This is a genomic window from Micromonospora sp. ANENR4, assembly GCF_015354395.1.
GTDB lineage: Bacteria > Actinomycetota > Actinomycetes > Mycobacteriales > Micromonosporaceae > Micromonospora > Micromonospora aurantiaca.
The window spans coordinates 37,432-53,067 of record NZ_JADKYQ010000005.1; the positions used below are offsets into that span (position 1 = coordinate 37,432).

At 72.3% G+C, this 15,636-nt stretch carries 18 protein-coding genes; 3 read left to right on the plus strand and 15 right to left on the minus strand.

Translation table 11 applies throughout. The annotated features are described in order from the left end of the window. Positions 1–51: 51 nt before the first annotated feature. The 15 genes from IRY44_RS10030 to IRY44_RS10100 form a co-directional block, all read right to left on the minus strand. Entirely contained in the window at positions 52–861 is an 810-nt protein-coding gene (locus IRY44_RS10030; protein ID WP_194800176.1) for an SDR family oxidoreductase, read from the minus strand. Next, positions 858–1,640 (minus strand): hypothetical protein, encoded by a 783-nt coding sequence (locus IRY44_RS10035; RefSeq protein ID WP_194800177.1) that lies wholly within the window; start codon positions 1,638–1,640, stop codon positions 858–860. The genes IRY44_RS10030 and IRY44_RS10035 overlap by 4 nt, the downstream gene beginning before the upstream one ends. 72 nt (positions 1,641–1,712) lie before the next feature. Then, on the minus strand, positions 1,713–2,489 hold the full coding sequence (locus IRY44_RS10040; RefSeq protein WP_194800178.1) for a hypothetical protein: 777 nt from the start codon (positions 2,487–2,489) through the stop codon (positions 1,713–1,715). 67 nt (positions 2,490–2,556) lie between these two features. Next, a complete protein-coding gene (locus IRY44_RS10045) occupies positions 2,557–3,555 on the minus strand; it encodes a hypothetical protein (RefSeq protein WP_194800421.1) in 999 nt (332 codons plus the stop codon). A gap of 67 nt (positions 3,556–3,622) precedes the next feature. Continuing rightward, complete coding sequence (locus IRY44_RS10050) at positions 3,623–5,191, minus strand: polyamine aminopropyltransferase (RefSeq protein WP_194800179.1); 1,569 nt, start codon at positions 5,189–5,191, stop codon at positions 3,623–3,625. Further along, positions 5,188–5,961, minus strand: coding sequence for a hypothetical protein (locus IRY44_RS10055; RefSeq protein WP_194800180.1), 774 nt, complete (start codon positions 5,959–5,961; stop codon positions 5,188–5,190). The genes IRY44_RS10050 and IRY44_RS10055 overlap by 4 nt, the downstream gene beginning before the upstream one ends. Then, a complete protein-coding gene (locus IRY44_RS10060) occupies positions 5,961–6,383 on the minus strand; it encodes a DUF350 domain-containing protein (protein ID WP_030269725.1) in 423 nt (140 codons plus the stop codon). Before IRY44_RS10060 ends, IRY44_RS10055 begins: the two co-directional genes overlap by 1 nt. A gap of 31 nt (positions 6,384–6,414) precedes the next feature. Further along, positions 6,415–6,840, minus strand: a complete 426-nt coding sequence (locus tag IRY44_RS10065) for a DUF4247 domain-containing protein (protein WP_194800181.1) — start codon at positions 6,838–6,840, stop codon at positions 6,415–6,417. Continuing rightward, positions 6,837–7,331: a DUF2617 family protein gene (locus IRY44_RS10070; protein WP_194800182.1), complete on the minus strand. Its 495-nt coding sequence runs from the start codon at positions 7,329–7,331 to the stop codon at positions 6,837–6,839. The genes IRY44_RS10065 and IRY44_RS10070 overlap by 4 nt, the downstream gene beginning before the upstream one ends. Before the next feature lies 1 nt (position 7,332). Beyond that, on the minus strand, positions 7,333–7,971 hold the full coding sequence (locus IRY44_RS10075) for a DUF4178 domain-containing protein (protein ID WP_194800183.1): 639 nt from the start codon (positions 7,969–7,971) through the stop codon (positions 7,333–7,335). 81 nt (positions 7,972–8,052) lie between these two features. Beyond that, complete coding sequence (locus tag IRY44_RS10080) at positions 8,053–8,430, minus strand: hypothetical protein (protein ID WP_194800184.1); 378 nt, start codon at positions 8,428–8,430, stop codon at positions 8,053–8,055. A gap of 98 nt (positions 8,431–8,528) precedes the next feature. Then, entirely contained in the window at positions 8,529–9,740 is a 1,212-nt protein-coding gene (locus IRY44_RS10085) for an MFS transporter (RefSeq protein WP_194800185.1), read from the minus strand. A gap of 269 nt (positions 9,741–10,009) precedes the next feature. Next, a complete protein-coding gene (gene clpB, locus IRY44_RS10090) occupies positions 10,010–12,601 on the minus strand; it encodes an ATP-dependent chaperone ClpB (RefSeq protein WP_194800186.1) in 2,592 nt (863 codons plus the stop codon). Positions 12,602–12,760: 159 nt separating this feature from the next. Further along, positions 12,761–13,015 (minus strand): hypothetical protein, encoded by a 255-nt coding sequence (locus IRY44_RS10095; protein WP_120572377.1) that lies wholly within the window; start codon positions 13,013–13,015, stop codon positions 12,761–12,763. Continuing rightward, positions 13,012–13,329 (minus strand): DivIVA domain-containing protein, encoded by a 318-nt coding sequence (locus IRY44_RS10100; protein ID WP_194800187.1) that lies wholly within the window; start codon positions 13,327–13,329, stop codon positions 13,012–13,014. Before IRY44_RS10100 ends, IRY44_RS10095 begins: the two co-directional genes overlap by 4 nt. Positions 13,330–13,582: 253 nt before the next feature. Between IRY44_RS10100 and IRY44_RS10105 the strand changes: the two genes are divergently transcribed. The 3 genes from IRY44_RS10105 to IRY44_RS10115 all read left to right on the plus strand — a co-directional run bounded on the left by IRY44_RS10105 (position 13,583) and on the right by IRY44_RS10115 (position 15,605). Then, positions 13,583–13,813: a winged helix-turn-helix domain-containing protein gene (locus tag IRY44_RS10105; RefSeq protein WP_120572379.1), complete on the plus strand. Its 231-nt coding sequence runs from the start codon at positions 13,583–13,585 to the stop codon at positions 13,811–13,813. A 68-nt stretch (positions 13,814–13,881) separates the two neighbouring features. Further along, on the plus strand, positions 13,882–14,382 hold the full coding sequence (locus tag IRY44_RS10110) for a cation:proton antiporter regulatory subunit (RefSeq protein ID WP_047892103.1): 501 nt from the start codon (positions 13,882–13,884) through the stop codon (positions 14,380–14,382). 5 nt (positions 14,383–14,387) lie between these two features. Continuing rightward, positions 14,388–15,605, plus strand: a complete 1,218-nt coding sequence (locus IRY44_RS10115; RefSeq protein WP_194800188.1) for a cation:proton antiporter — start codon at positions 14,388–14,390, stop codon at positions 15,603–15,605. Positions 15,606–15,636 lie beyond the last annotated feature (31 nt).

The following is a 15,636-nucleotide window of genomic DNA, read 5'->3' on the forward strand; positions in this document are numbered from 1 at the left end:
ACCGTCCATCCCGGCCGGCCACCGAACCGGCTCGGGTGCGTACCTCGCCGGTCAGCCGCGCTGCCGGCCGACCGCGCCCCGGGTGTCCCGCCGGAAGCCGCGCAGCAGCCGCTTGGGCGCGTGCCGCAGCCCGGCCACCGCCACCTTGTACTTCCAGTCCGGGACACTGACGGACTTACCTTTATGCAGGTCACGGAGCCCTTCGGCGACCACATCGTCGGCTCGCAGCCAGGCCCAGGCGGGCAGGCGCGACATGTCGATGCCCGCGCGTTCGTGATTTCCGGTTCGCGTGTAGCCGGGACAGAGCGCCATCACACGCACACCCAGCGGCGCGACGGACTGGCCGATCGATTCACTGAAATTCGTCACCCACGCCTTGCTGGCCGAGTACGTGGATCCCGGCATGGGGACACCGAAGCCCGCGACGGAAGAGACATTAATCACTGCGCCGTGGCCTCGTTCGGTCATCGGGCCCAGGGCGGCGTGGGTCAGACGCAGCACCGCGAGCACGTTGAGCCGCACCAGCCGCGCCTCGTCCGCCACCGACGACCGGACGAACGACGTGTTCAGACTGATGCCGGCGTTGTTGACGAGCAGCTCGATCGGCGTACCGGCGGTCAGCCGCTGTTCGACCGCCGCGCAGCCGTCCTCGGTGGACAGATCGGCGGCGATCGTCTCGGCGTCGCCGCCGTGCCGGCCGGTCAGCTCGGCCGCCAGCGCGTCGAGCCGGGCGGCGTCCCGGGCCACCAGGACGAGGTCCCAGCCGTCCGCGGCCAGCCGGCGGGCGAACGCCTCGCCGATGCCGAGGCTGGCGCCGGTGACCAGGGCACGGCGCCGGGAGGGGTCGGTGTCACCGGTCATCGGCGGTCCTCCGGAGGTGGCGGGAACCCACCCGGCGGGGGCGCGGGCGGTGCGGACGGGGGCGGTGCGGGCCGCTCGTACGGCGACGGGCCGGAGGCGGGCGGCGCGGAGGCGGGCGGGTTCAGGCCGGGTGGCGGTCCCCACGGCGTCGGCCCGGGGGCGGTCGCGCCGGACACGGTCGAGCCGTAGCCGGACAGCCGCAGCGGTGCGGTACGACGACGCAGGAACGCGCCGGACGGCGGCAGCGTGAGCAGCACGGCGACCACCAGGTAGCCGAGGATCTGCGCCGCCGACAGCGTCGCGTTCACCGGGATCCACCAGGACGGGTAGGCGTCGCCGACGAGGCCCAGCAGCTCTGCGGTGATCCGGTCGTCCGCGCCGAGCCGCAGCGGGGCGGCGCGCTGGCCGACCAGCACCGCCAGCCCGCAGCAACCGCAGAGCAGGCCGGTCCCGGCCACCACCCAGGTCGCCGTGCGGGCGCCGGACCGGCCGGCGAGCAGACCGAGCGCGAGCCCGGCGAGCAGCAGCCCGGCGAGCACGCCGAGCACGGCGGCCAGCACTGTGGAGCCGCGCAGCAGGCCGGCCACCTGGTCGATGTCGCCGCCGCTCGCGCCGGTCCGTTCCGCCGCCGCGTCCCGGAACCGGCCCACCGTGCCGCCGCCGACGGCCAGGTTGACCACCGCGTACGCCACGGCACCGACCGCCATCGCCAGCAGCAGCGCCGCCGCGGCGACGACCGTGCCCGGCCGGCGGGGTGCGGCCCGTTCGGGGTACGACACGACTGATCCCTCCGGTAGGCGTCGGCTTGCAACCTACTCGGAGGGATCGTCGGCGTCGCTGTAATCCGGACGTCAACTTCCGGATGGCGGCTCCGGATCGCGGCGCTCACCCGGCTGACCGCCCGGCGCGGACGGCGGCTGACCACCGGCGGACGGCGGCTGACCACCGGGCGCCGACGGCGGCGTGCCGGGAGCCGGCGGGTACGGCGGGTACGCCGGGTCGCCCGACTGGCCCGGGTGCGACGGGTACGCCGGGTAGGCGCCACCGGGCACCGGCGGCTCCCAGCCGGCCTTGGGCTTGCGGAAGAACTCGTTCGCCTGCGGCAGCGCCAGCAGGATCAGCGCGGCCAGCAGGGCGAGCAGCGCGACCAGGCCCAGCAGCAGGTTGACCGGGGTGTACCAGGACGGAAGCGCGTCCTCCAGCCGGCGCTGGATCTCCTCCGAGCTGGGCACGTCACCGGTGGTGTTGCCGCCGCCGGTCATGCCGCCGGTGAGACCGGTCAGCAGCCCGCCGCCGGTGCAGCAGAACAGGATGCCGCCCAGCACCCAGGTGGTGATCCGGGAGCCGTTCTTGCCCCGGTTGTTCAACAGCGCGAGGACGACGAGGCCGGCCGCGATCAGCAGCGACACGATGGCCGTGATGATGCTGAACGCGTACGCGATGTCGGCGGCCGACTCGGCCGAGGTGCCCGCGTAGGCGTCGGCGAGAACATCGCGGATCTTGCCGACGACTGCGAGTGCCACGATCAGGTTCAGCACCTGGATCGCGGCGACGAGGATGAGCAGCCAACTGGAGAGCGTCACCACGCCGGGACGCGTGCGGGGCGGGGTGCCCGGAGCATCGACCATGATTCTCCCTTCCTGGATCAGATGCCCACCGTAGCGATCTTCCACCAGGTCAGCACGCCGGAATGGCTCACCTCTCGGCGGCGCGCCGCAACCGGCGGTGCTCGGCGGTGACCACGCCGAGCAGGGCGAGATCGAGCGCGACGGCGGAGACCGCGCCGAACTGGTTCACCGTGAAGTTGAAGACCTGGCCGAACAGCAGGTCGACGAGGAGCGCCAGCTTGAACAGGCGGAACGCCTCGGCCCGGTTGCGCCGCAGCAGCCAGGCGGCCCGCAGACCGAGCACCGCGGTGACGAGCGCGGTGGCGCTGACGCCGAGCACCGCGCCCCACTCCCGTTCCTGGTCCAGGTGCCCGGTCACGCCGTCGAGGAACACCGCCACCACTGTCAGCACCGGCTCGACGACCAGGTAGACCACCACCGGCCAGACCAGCCAGCGGCGTCCGGCCGCCCAGACGGCGAGACGCCGGGCCCGGTCCGCCGCCCGCTGCCAGAGCGGCACCGGCGGCGGTTCCCGATGGGGTACGGCGTCCAGCAGGTGCGCCACCGCCGTCTCGGTGGCCGGTCCGGTGCCCTGCACGAGCCGCAGCACGGCGATCCGGCGGCGATCCGTCAGTCCGCCCGGCAGGCCGCTGAGCACCATGTCCAGCGCGTTCGCGGTGCGTTCGGCGGGGGTCAGCCGGGACCGGCCGGTGCGTCCGCGTACCGCCTGGGTGAGCAGGACCAGCAGAGCGAACGCGACGTAGATGATGGCGGCGGCGGGAGCGTAGAAGTAGTCGGTGCCGGTGGTGACGAACTTGCCCACCTCGTCGATGAAGAGTCCGAAGCCGATGCCGCCGATCACCGCCCCGCCGCTGCGGGCGCCGCCGCCGAGGAAGACGAGCGGGATGCCCAGGCCGACGGCGAGCAGCAGGCCGCCCCAGAGGACGTGCGCGATGTGCAGCCCGCCGCCGCCGAGCTGTGGATAGTCGGTGGCCTTCAGGTACGCCCGCACGGCCAGCACGGTGACCACGCCGGAGAGCACGAACGCCTGGAGGTAGGAGGCCGCCTCGACCGCCCGGGTCGGCAGCCGGCGGACCAGCCAGCCGATCCCCGGTCGGTGGCGCGACGACGATTCGGGTGGCATGTCCCGAAACCTAGTAGCCGCGCCACTCCTCGCGGGCGTAGTCCAGCACCCTCGGCCGCAACAGCGTGGAGGCCGGTACGTCGATCCGGGCCCGGTCGGCGGGGAACGTGCCGGCGGCGGCCAGCACCGCCGGGGTGAGGAACCGCAGCGGCGGCGGATCGTCCGGCAGCGCCAGCTCGGGCGCGACGTCACCCGGCGCGGCGAGCACGAACCCCCAGTCGCCGAAGCTCGGCACGTCGACGTGGTAGGGCACGGTGGCGAAGCCCGCCTCGCGGATCGACCGCTCGATCGACCAGAACGACCGGGGCGCGAAGTAGGGCGACCCGGACTGCACGACGAGCCGCCCGCCGGGGGCCAGCACAGGCCGGATCAGCGTGTAGAACTCGATCGTGTAGAGCTTCGCGGTGGCCGTCTCGTCCGGGTCGGGCAGGTCGGCGATCACCACGTCGAAGCGGTCCGTGGCGGTACGCAGCCACGCGAACGCGTCCAGGTTGAGCACCCGCACCCGGGGGTCGGTGAGCGACTCCCGGTTCAGCTCACGCAGCTGCGGCTCGCGGCGGGCCAGCTCGACCACCGCCGGGTCGAGGTCGACGAGCGTCACCGAGCGCACGTCCGGGTACTTGAGGAGCTCCCGCGCGGCCAGCCCGTCCCCGGCGCCGAGCACCAGCACGTCGCCGTGCGCCCCGCGCATCGCCGGGTGCACGAGCGCCTCGTGGTAGCGGTACTCGTCGATCGAGCTGAACTGGAGGTCGCCGTTGAGGAACAGCCGCAGGTCGGTGTCGGAGTGGCCGGGCTCGCGCACCGAGCGGGTCAGCACGATCTCCTGGTAGCGGCTGCGCTCGGCGTGCACCACCGGGTCGCGGTAGAGCTGCTGGCGGGTCGTCACCTCGAAGTCGTGCGCGGTCACCCACGCGTACCCGAGGAGCAGACCGACCACGACGGTGGCGGCGCCGAGCGCGGCCCGCGCCCGACGGCTGAGGTCGGACCGGAACACGGTGAAGACGAGCACCACGCCGGCGACCGCGTTCACCGCGCCCACCACGAGCGCGCCCTTGAGCTGGCCGAAGACCGGGATCAGCAGGAACGGGAACGCCAGCCCGCCGAGCAGCGCGCCCACGTAGTCGGCGGCGAACAGGTCGGCCACCGCGCTGCCCGCGGACTGCTCCCGGATGCGTTGCAGCATCACCATCAGCAGCGGGATCTCCGCGCCGATCAGCAGGCCGAGCACGAACGCGGTGCCGACGAGCGCCGGGCCGTACAGGTCGAGCCAGGCGAACGCGGCGTAGAGGCCGAGCACCGACAGGCCGCCGAGCAGCGCCAGCGTCAGCTCGATCACCGCGAACGAGACCACCGCCCGGGACTGCAACGGCTTCGCCACCAGCGCGCCGACGCCCATCGCGAAGACCATCACGCCGAGCACGATCGACGCCTGGCCGACCGTGTCGCCGATCAGGTAGCTGCCGAGCGCGACCAGCGCCAGCTCGTACACCAGGCCGCAGGCCGCGCACACGAAGACCGCGAGCAGGACCGCCGAGCGGGCCAGGCGCCACCGCGGCCGTGCGGCCACGTCGGCGGTCACCGTCTGCTCCGGGTACGTCCGGCGGCTCCCGCCCCGGCGCGCTGCGCGGGCACCCGTACCCGGTGGTTGCGGCGCTGTCGCACGCCCACGGCGAGGAACAGCGCGGCGAGCAGGAACAGGCCGACCGAGCTGAGGACGTAGATCCAGCGGTCCCGCCAGAAGTCGTTTCCGGCGTCCGGCAGCGGGGCGGCGGCCGTCGACGGCGCGGCGGTGGGCGTCGCGGCCGGCTCGGCGAGCCCGCGCTCGGCGGCGAGCAGCGGCAGGATCGTGGCGGCCCGGGTGACGGCCCAGCCCGGGTCGTCGACGAACGCGTCCTCGTCCAGCCCGAAGCGGCCCAGCCGGGTCTCGATCGCGGCGAGGTCGGCGAACTCGATGTCGTCCGACCCCTTGATCCGGATCGTGGCGGAGTCCTCCGACTCGCTGCTCGACGAGGTGTACCTGACGTTCGCGGAGACCGCGATCCAGCGCGCGCAGCCGGGCGCCTCGACGACTGTGGTGCCGTCGCCGAGGTTGGAGCCGACGCTCACCTCGTCGTACACGTCGAGCAGTTCCCAGCCGTAGCAGATGCCCTGGCTGCCGGCGGCGGCCCGGAGGATCGGCACGGTGCCGGAGCGCTCGTCGGCGGCCGGCGCGGGGACCGAGGTGTCCGAGTCGCCGCCGAACGCGCCGATGGCGCAGACGACCACCACGACCCCGACGACCACGGACCAGATCACCGTCTGGGTGCGCTTGTCCTTCCCCGCCGAATGCTGTGCGGGCTTGCCGCTCATCAGATGATCGCGGCCGCGATGATCGCACCGGTGGCGAGGTGCACGGTGGCGGAGACCCACACCGCCGGGTGCGGCTCCGGGTCCACGAGCAGCTCACCGAGCTTGCCCGGGGTGGCCACGTCGAGCAGCACGAACGCCGCCGCCATGATCACCAGACCGAGGATGCCGTACGCGGCGGCACCGACCAGCCCCAGCGTGAAGTCGTCGTCGCTGGCGACGATCGCGGCGACCACGATCGTGCCCACCCCGAGCAGGTTGGACGAGAGCAGCAGCGCCGCGTTGCGGTTGCGCTCGGTCCAGATCAGCTCGTGGAGCTTGCCGGGGGTGGCCAGGTCGACCAGGACGTAGCCGATCGCCATCAGGACGACGCCGACCGCGCCGTAGGCGAGGGTGACCAGCAGGTCGGTGACGAGATGCTGCACGGGAGACTCCAGGGTGAGGGGGTCGGAGGGGCTACTTGCCGGAACCGGGGCCGCCGCCCCGGACCGTGCTGCCTCGGCCCCAGCCCCAGCTGTTGCCGACGACGTTGTGGTACCGGGGGTAGGCGGTGGTCATCTTCTCCAGCAGGATCACCGAGCCGACGGCGAGCGGGAGGATCACCACCGAGTCGTCGTCGTAGCGCAGGTAGACGCCGCTGCCGTCGACGTACTGGTCGGCCGGCTTCCAGGCGTCGGTGATCTGCTTGGACACGTCGCTCGGCGCCTTGTTCGAGGTGTACGCGATCGCGTTCGAGCCGATGTCCCGCCCGGTGGCGCGGGAGAAGTTGTCCTCCACGTAGCCGCGGGGCGAGAAGTTGCCGTAGAAGATCGTGAAGGCGGCGATGAGCGCGCCGATGACGGCGACCGCCACGCCCACCACGAACCACCGTCGGTACGTCACAGCTCCTCCACCACCGTCTCGGTCAGGACCAGCTCGTTGGTCTGCGGGTAGGCGTGCCAGGTGCGCCAGGCGAGCGCGCCGTCCGGCGGGCCGGGCCGCACGGAGAGCGCGGTGACCGCGTCCTCGTCACCGGGGAAGACGCCGATCAGCGCATACGGGTCGTCTGCGAGCTCGGCGCGCAGCGCCGCGACCCGGGTACGCAGGCCGTCGCCCTCCGGCCGGAGCACAGTGGCGAGGAACCGGTAGCCGGCCGTCTCGTCGTGCAGCGTGCCCGGCAGGTGCGGCGGGCGGCCGGGCAGGCAGGCGACCGTCTCGGTGAGCGTGCCGAGCACCACCTGGTGGGAGGCGCCGAGCAGGCGCAGCCGCAGCCGGGGCAGGCCGGGCAGGTCGATGTCGCGTACGGCCAGCGCCGGCAGCTCCGGGCCGCCCAGGGCCAGGCTCAGATCGGCGGCGCTGGTGTCGACGTACGGCGCGTCCAGACAGACGAGCACGTCAGCGCACCGTCTCCGGGCCGCCCTGCGGGTAGATCATCACCTCGGCGCGGCGCAGCTCCTCGCCGAGGTTGACCTCCCAGCCGGCCTCCCCGTACGCCTCGAACGACAGCCGTGCGCCGCCGGGCGCCTGGTAGTCGTAGTAGCGCATGGTGCCGTGCGGGTCGAGGCCGGTGCCCTCGGTCGCGGTGTACCGGGCCTGACCCGACTCGTCCCAGTTGTAGCGGCGGCCGGCGATCTCCAGCGTCGGGGCGCCAGGCGAGACGGTGGCCCCCGGCTCGCTGGTCCAGAGCACCATCTCCAGGTCCGGGTCGGACTCGACGGAGAGCCAGCGCTTCACGCCGCCCGCGTCGTCGAGCAGGTGCTCCGCCCAGCTCCAGCCGCCCTCGACCAGGTGCACCGAGCCGCGCACGGTGTACGGCACCGTGCGGATCTCGACGATGTCGCCGGGCTTGAGGGCACGCGGGTCACCCCGCAGCGCGTCGGCGTCCCGGTCCCGGAACGGGTCACCCGGAGCCGCCTTCGTCTTCGGGCGGGACGCCGACCGGGACTTCCGTACCGCGATCACGGCGATCACCACACCGGCCACCCCGACGAGGCACCCCAGCGTGGTCACCACGTACGCCAACGAACCGTTCACTGCCGCCTCCCCCAACGCGCTCGGCGGGAACGGTAACAACCGCACGCACGCCTTCTGAAGTCCCGTTCGCTGAGTGTGCGCTCAGCTACCTTCGGCACCGGCGAGCCGGTCGGTGGCATATTCGCCCAGCGTGGCGCGGCCCATGAGGCAGCCGGAGAACGTGGTGAACTCGCCGCCGTCGCCGCGCAGCCGCGCCCAGGCGTCCCGCCCGGCGGCCGGGTCGACAGCCTCCAGCAGCGTGGCCGCGTACGCCCGCCCGGCCGGTGAACCCTTGCGGAGCAGCTTGTCGACCCGCTTGCGGGCCGCCTCCGGGTGCTCCCGCAGCCCCTGCTCCAGCCGCCGGTACGCCTCGGTCGCGGGCAGCACCTGACCCGCCAGCCCCACCCCGCCGAAGGCGAGGGTGTCCGCGCCGTCGAGTTCGCGCGCCGCCTCGTCCAGTTCCCGCTCCCACGCACTCATGCCCCACTATGTGCCCACCCCACCACCCCCTCCAACCACAAGGAAGGGCCCCCTGTTAACGCCTCCGGTAGAGGAAGGGCCCCTTGTTAACCACAGGGTCAGGTCAGCCGGGTCGCGTCGCGCAACGGACGCCAGGCGAACACGGCGATCGCCGCCATAGCCCCCGCCGCGGCCCAGAACGGTGTGGTGATCCGCCAGGTCCCGGCCAGCAGACCGCCGAGGAGCGCACCGAGCGCGGCTCCGCCGAGATCGAGCAGCGCATACACGCTGCCAACCCGCCCGCGCAGGTGGGACGGCACGATTCGCTGCCGGACCGACGCGGCGGTGATGCCCCAGACCATGGCGTGGACGCTGAAGACGATCAGGACAGCGGCGGCGATCCAGGGCGCCGTCGTGACGGCCAGGGTCACGTGTGTGACGACCTCGACGACCAGGCCGCCACGCAGCACCGTACCGGCGCCGAGCGCCCGGGTGAGTGCGCCGGCAACCGTCGTGCCGAACAGGCCCCCGACAGCGAACGAGGTCAGCAGGAAGCCGTACCCGACGTCGGACAGGCCCAGTCGCTGCCGGCAGTAGAGCACGAACACCGCGAATGCGGCACCGAACGCTACGTTGCCCAGGCCCATGCTCACGGCGAGCGTCCGCAACAGGCGGTGCCGCCACAGCCAGCGCACACCCTGGCGTATCTCGCCGCGCAGCGAGCCGCGCGGACGGGCCTCGTCCGGCACGGGCGCCCGTCGGATGCCGGCGATCAGGGCCGCCGCAGCCGCGAAGGTCAGCGCGTCGAGCCCGAACGGCACAGCGGCGGAGACGACGAACAGCCACGCGCCCAGCGGCTTGGCGACGAACTGGTTGCCGATGGTGAACGTCGCGTACAGCCGGGCGTTGGCGGCGGGCAGCCTCTCGGATGCGACCACCGCCGGGAGCAGAGCGCCCATCGCGGTGTCCACGAGGGTTTCACCGACGCCGAGCAGGAACAGCACCACGTAGATGACCGCCACGGTGACCGTGCCGGTGGCGACGGTGAGCGTCAGCCCGGCCAGCGCCGCGGCGCGGAACAGATTGACGACGACGACCAGCAGACGTCTGTCGAGCCGGTCCACGTATGCGCCGCTGACCAGCGCGAACAGCAGCCAAGGCAGTTGTTGGGCGAAGACGGCGCCGGCGATCAGGGCCGGATCGTTGCTGACGGCGGCCACCAGCAGCGGGCCGGCGGCCATGGTGACACCGTCACCGATGTTGGAGACCGCCGAAGCGGTCCACAGTCTGGTGAAGTCCGCGCCGAGACGCGCGGGTGGAAGGGCACGCAAGAAGAGCTCCTCGAGCCAGGAGGGAAACGGTCATGAGGGACCGCTTCGCGGCGAGGAGCACCGCCGCCGGGATCCGGCGGCGAAGCGTCAGCGAGCGGTGTGCTCTCGCGGCGAAGCGGGGACCGCCGGCAGGCTGAGGCGCATCTGCGGCTCCTTAACTGTCGATTGACGTTCCGGGCAGGATATTCGGCTGTCGCCCGCTGCGCCGCCCGTCCCACCGGACGGCGAAGGCCCGGCCTGGGCGGCCGGGCCTTCGCGGGTGGGGCGGGTCAGGCGGCGGTGACCGCGAGGGACTCCTTGGTGTCGGACAGGTCGACGCGGACCGTGTCGCCGTCGCGGATCTCACCGGCCAGCAGCGCCTTGGCGAGCTGGTCGCCGATCGCCGACTGCACCAGCCGGCGCAGCGGGCGGGCGCCGTAGATCGGGTCGTACCCGTGCTCGGCCAGCCACGTCCGGGCCGCGTCGGTGATCTCCAGGCCCAGCCGGCGGTCCGCGAGACGGGTACGCATCCGGTCGAGCTGGATGTCCACGATCGACCGCAGGTCCTCGCCCTGGAGCGCGGCGAACACCACGATGTCGTCGAGCCGGTTGAGGAACTCCGGCTTGAAGTGCGACCGGACCACCGCGAGCACGCCCTCCCGGCGCTCGTTCTCGCTGAGCGTCAGGTCGCTGATCACCGACGAACCCAGGTTCGAGGTGAGGATCAGGATCGCGTTGCGGAAGTCCACGGTACGGCCCTGACCGTCGGTGAGCCGGCCGTCGTCGAGCACCTGGAGCAGCACGTCGAAGACGTCCGGGTGGGCCTTCTCCACCTCGTCCAGCAGGATCACCGAGTACGGCCGGCGGCGTACCGCCTCGGTGAGCTGGCCGCCCTCCTCGTAGCCGACGTATCCGGGCGGGGCACCGACCAGGCGGGCCACCGAGTGCTTCTCGCCGTACTCGCTCATGTCGATGCGGACCATGGCCCGCTCGTCGTCGAAGAGGAACTCGGCGAGCGCCTTGGCGAGCTCGGTCTTGCCGACGCCGGTCGGGCCGAGGAACAGGAAGCTGCCGGTCGGGCGGTCCGGGTCGGCGACGCCGGCCCGGGCGCGGCGCACCGCGTCGGAGACCGCGCCCACCGCCTCGGCCTGGCCGACGACGCGGGCCCGCAGCGACTCCTCCATCCGGAGCAGCTTGGCGGTCTCGCCTTCGAGCAGCCGGCCGGCGGGGATGCCGGTCCAGGAGGCGACCACGGCGGCGATGTCGTCCGCGCCGACCTCCTCCTTGAGCATCGCGCCGTCGGCCTGGAGCCGGGCCAGCTCCTCCTCGGCCTGCTTCAGCTCGGTCCGCAGCGCGGGGATCCGGCCGTACCGCAGCTCGGCGGCGCGTTCCAGCTCGCCGTCGCGCTCGGCCCGCTCGGCCTCGCCGCCGAGGCGCTCCAGCTCCTCCTTGGCGGTGGAGAGCTTGGTGATGTGGCTCTTCTCGGTCTGCCAGCGTTCGGAGAGCGCGGTGAGCTGCTCGCGCTTGTCGGCCAGCTCCTTGCGCAGCCGCTCCAGACGCTCGGCGGACGCGGCGTCCGGCTCCTTCGCCAGCGCCATCTCCTCGATCTCCAGGCGGCGTACCGCCCGCTCGATCTCGTCCACCTCGACCGGGCGCGAGTCGATCTCCATGCGCAGCCGGGACGCGGACTCGTCCACCAGGTCGATCGCCTTGTCCGGCAGGAAGCGGTCGGTGATGTACTGGTCGGAGAGCGCGGCGGCGGCGACCAGGGCGGCGTCGGTGATGCGTACGCCGTGGTGCACCTCGTAGCGCTCCTTGAGCCCGCGCAGGATGCCGATGGTGTCCTCGATGGTCGGCTCGCCGACCAGCACCGGCTGGAAGCGGCGCTCCAGCGCGGGGTCCTTCTCGATGTGCTCGCGGTACTCGTCGAGCGTCGTCGCGCCGACCATCCGCAGCTCACCGCGCGCCAGCATCGGCTTGAGCATGTTGCCGGCGTCCATCGAGCCCTCGCCCTTGCCCGCGCCGACCACCGTGTGCAGCTCGTCGAGGAACGTGATGACCTGGCCGTCGGAGTTCTTGATCTCCTCCAGCACGGACTTCAGCCGCTCCTCGAACTGACCGCGGTACGACGCGCCGGCGACCATCGCGCCGAGGTCGAGCGAGACCAGCTTCTTGTCCCGCAGCGACTCCGGCACGTCGCCGGCCACGATCCGCTGGGCCAGGCCCTCCACGATCGCGGTCTTGCCGACGCCCGGCTCGCCGATCAGCACCGGGTTGTTCTTCGTACGCCGGGACAGCACCTGGATCACCCGGCGGATCTCCGAGTCCCGGCCGATCACCGGGTCGATCTTGCCGTCGCGGGCGCTGGCGGTGAGGTCCACGCCGTACTTGGCGAGGGCCTGGTAGGTCTGCTCCGGGTCGGCGGTGGTGACCCGGCGGTCGCCGCCCCGGACGGTCGGGAACGCGGCGACCAGGTTCTCCTCGGTGGCGCCGGAGTTCTTCAGCGCGACCGAGACCGCGCCGCCGACCCGGGCCAGCCCGGCCAGCAGGTGCTCGGTGGAGGTGTACTCGTCGCCCAGCGGCCGCGCGATCTGCTCGGCGGCGCCGATGGCGTTGACGAACTCGCGGGCCAGGGTCGGCTCGGCGATGCTCGACCCGCGTGCGGCGGGCAGCGCGTCGACCGACCGCTGGGCGACGCGGCGCAGCTCGGCGGGGTCGGCCCCGACAGCGCGCAGCAGGCCCGCGGCGGTCGAGCCCTCGGTGTCCAGCAGTGACAGCAGCAGGTGCCAGGGCTCCACGGTGGCGTGACCGCGCTGGTTCGCCAGCGCGACGGCACCGGTGATGGCCTCGCGGCTCTTGGTGGTGAGACGTTCCGTGTTCATGGGCTCCCCCGGATCGGCGTGTCCACTGGACATGACACAACCAGAGTTGAGTCTATTCCGCTCAACTCCACCCCTGTGACCTGAGTCACCGTCCTCCGGTCCAGCCGGAGAGATCTTGGTACGAAAAGGCCCTTGGAGGGGCCGTTTCGTACCAAGATCTCAGCGACGCGGGAGACGCGCGAGGCAGGGGGTCTCGTGGTCGGCGCGCAGCACGCAACGCCGGCCGCCGTCCAGCTTGCGGTCGCAGAACACCCAGTGGCGTACGGCCTGGTCGTCCTCGGCCGAGACGGTGATCCCGCCCAGCTCCACCACCGCGAGGAAGGCCAACGACCGCCCGGCCGTGCGACCGAGCATCTTCGCCCGAGCCAGATCGGCCGCGCGCACCGGCAGATGGATCACGTACCGCCCGGTCACGGCCGCCCGGCCAGGTCACGCATCGACGGGGCCTGCCGGGACTGCCACTCGCGCAACGCACCCTTGATCCGGGCCGTCTCCTCACGACTCCGGGCGACTTCGGCGTACGCGGCGGCGAGATCCCCGGCGGCGCGATCCAGGAACGCCGCGACCTCGGCCGGGTCCAGCCCTCGACGGCACGTCGTGAAGCGGCGGCCCCGCACCTGCCAGGGCCGCAGCGGAAGGTACGACGCGGAGCGGTAGGCGCCGACCGGCGCGGAGTTGGGCGGGGTCAGGCTCCGCCGCTTCGGACGTATTCGCAGGAGATTGCGCACGACACTGTCCCTTCTTGGAGACCAAAGGAGACGGGTGAGGCGACACGACTGGCCGCGCACGACCAGTCGCGCCGACCACGGGTGCCAACCGGAGGGCCGGTTTGCCTACCAGGCGTTCCGCCGAAGGCATCCGCACGAGGAACACACAATGCAAAGCATTGCATGACAAGGAGTGAGCATGCTTAGCACGCGAAGTGTTGGCTGACCGGTCTGACTCGTGGGAAGATCTTGGGGCCTACCAGGAGTTGCCGCCATGCCCCGAGTTTCGGACCGTCAGAGAATCGCGCAGGACATCAGAGACAAGATCGCTTCGGGCGAGTACGGCCCCGGCGACAAACTCCCCTCCCTGCGTGAGCTGATCGCGCACTACCAGGTGTCTGCGGAGCCGGTCCGCTCGGCGCTGTTGATCCTTCAAGCCGAAGGTCTGGTCGAGGGGCATCAGGGCAAGGGCACCTATGTCACCGCTCGCGACGACGCCCCCTGATCCCGCACCACCGGGCACCCGATCCACCCCGGACGCGGCAGGTGCGTGCCCGGAGTAGCCTCACCGGCGTGCGAGTACGTGTCGAACAGACCGCCCTGCCCGGGATCGGCGTACGTCATGATCTGATGACGGAGTCCGGCCGCCGGCTCGGCGTGGTCTCCCACCGCAATGGCCGTCGCGACCTGGTCCTCTACGACCCGGACGATCCCGACTCCTGCCAACACGACATACCCCTGACCGACGACGAGGCGGAGGCGCTCGCCGACATCCTCGGCGCGTCGCTGATGCTGGGTCAGCTCTCCGGTCTGCGTGAGCAGGCCGCCGGGTTGCTGACCGAGCAGATCGCCATCCCGGCGGGGTCGAAGTACGTCGGCAGGCGGCTCGCGGACACCAAGGCACGCACCCGGACCAGCGCGTCGATCGTGGCCGTGCTGCGTCAGGGCGCCGTGAACGTCTCGCCCGATCCCACCTTCCGGTTCGAAGCCGGCGATGTGGTCGTCGTGGTCGGTACCCGTCAGGGGCTCGACGGCGTGACCGCGATCCTCGCCGAGACCGATCCGGACGGCTGACGCGTATGCACGAAACCACAATCCTGCTCATCGAGGTCGGTGCGCTGCTGCTCCTGCTCGGCCTGCTCGGCCGGCTGAGCCGTCGCTTCGGCGTGTCGCCCATCCCCCTGTACCTGCTCGCCGGCCTGGCGTTCGGGCACGGTGGGCTGCTGCCGCTCAACGCCAGCGAGGAGTTCTTCGCGGTCGGCGCCGAGATCGGCGTGATCCTGCTGCTGGTCATGCTCGGCCTGGAGTACAGCGCCAACGAACTGGTGGGCAACCTCCGGTCCGCCGCGCCGGCCGGCGTGATCGACGCGGTGTTCAACGCGCTGCCCGGGTTCGCCTTCGCGCTCCTGCTCGGCTGGGGCTGGGTGGCGGCGGTGGTGCTCGCGGGCGTCACGTGGGTGTCGTCGTCCGGCGTGATCGCCAAGGTGCTCGGTGACCTGGGCCGGGTCGGTAACCGGGAGACCCCGGTGATCCTGTCCGTCCTGGTGATCGAGGACCTGGCGATGGCCCTCTATCTGCCGCTGGTCACCGCGCTGCTCGCCGGGGTCGGCCTGATGAAGGGCGGCATCGCGCTCGCCATCGCGGTGTTCACCGTCGTCGTGGTGCTGGCCGTGGCGATCCGGTACGGCCACCTGATCTCCGCCGCGCTCTCCGCCAAGGATCCGGAGGCGCTGCTGCTCGGGGTGCTCGGCCTGACCCTGCTGGTGGCGGGCGTCGCGGCCAAGCTCCAGGTGTCGGCGGCGGTCGGCGCGTTCCTGGTGGGCATCGCGTTGTCCGGGCCGGTGGCGCACCACGCCACCGAGCTGCTCTCCCCGCTGCGTGACCTGTTCGCCGCGGTCTTCTTCGTCTTCTTCGGGCTGGTCACCAACCCGCTGGACATGCCGCCGGTGCTGCTGCCCGCGCTGCTGCTCGCAGTGGTGACCATGGCGACGAAGGTGGCGACCGGCTACCTGGCCGCCCGCCGGGCCGGGATCGCCGAGCCCGGACGCTGGCGGGCCGGCCTGGCGCTTACTCCACGCGGCGAGTTCTCCATCGTCATCGCCGGGCTGGCCGTCGCGGCCGTCTACCCGGTGGAGCCGAAGCTCGCCGCGCTCGCCACCGCGTACGTGTTGATCACGGTGGTGACCGGGCCGCTGCTCGCCCGCCTGCCGGACAGCCCGTGGTTCAAGCAGTGGCTGCGCACCCGCGCCGCCGCCGCTCGTCCGCCCGCGCCGCTGCCCCTGGGCTCCGGCGACTGACCGGGCCGGGCCGGATCAGCCGAGGGCAGAT

What these genes read in the sequence shown, in the direction of transcription:
- IRY44_RS10030 (WP_194800176.1), bottom strand. Translation starts at nt 861, where the DNA reads ATGACCGGTGACACCGACCCCTCCCGGCGCCGTGCCCTGGTCACCGGC.
- IRY44_RS10040 (WP_194800178.1), bottom strand. Translation starts at nt 2,489, where the DNA reads ATGGTCGATGCTCCGGGCACCCCGCCCCGCACGCGTCCCGGCGTGGTG.
- IRY44_RS10055 (WP_194800180.1), bottom strand. Translation starts at nt 5,961, where the DNA reads ATGAGCGGCAAGCCCGCACAGCATTCGGCGGGGAAGGACAAGCGCACC.
- IRY44_RS10080 (WP_194800184.1), bottom strand. Translation starts at nt 8,430, where the DNA reads ATGAGTGCGTGGGAGCGGGAACTGGACGAGGCGGCGCGCGAACTCGAC.
- clpB (WP_194800186.1), bottom strand. Translation starts at nt 12,601, where the DNA reads ATGAACACGGAACGTCTCACCACCAAGAGCCGCGAGGCCATCACCGGT.
- IRY44_RS10105 (WP_120572379.1), top strand. Translation starts at nt 13,583, where the DNA reads ATGCCCCGAGTTTCGGACCGTCAGAGAATCGCGCAGGACATCAGAGAC.
- IRY44_RS10115 (WP_194800188.1), top strand. Translation starts at nt 14,388, where the DNA reads ATGCACGAAACCACAATCCTGCTCATCGAGGTCGGTGCGCTGCTGCTC.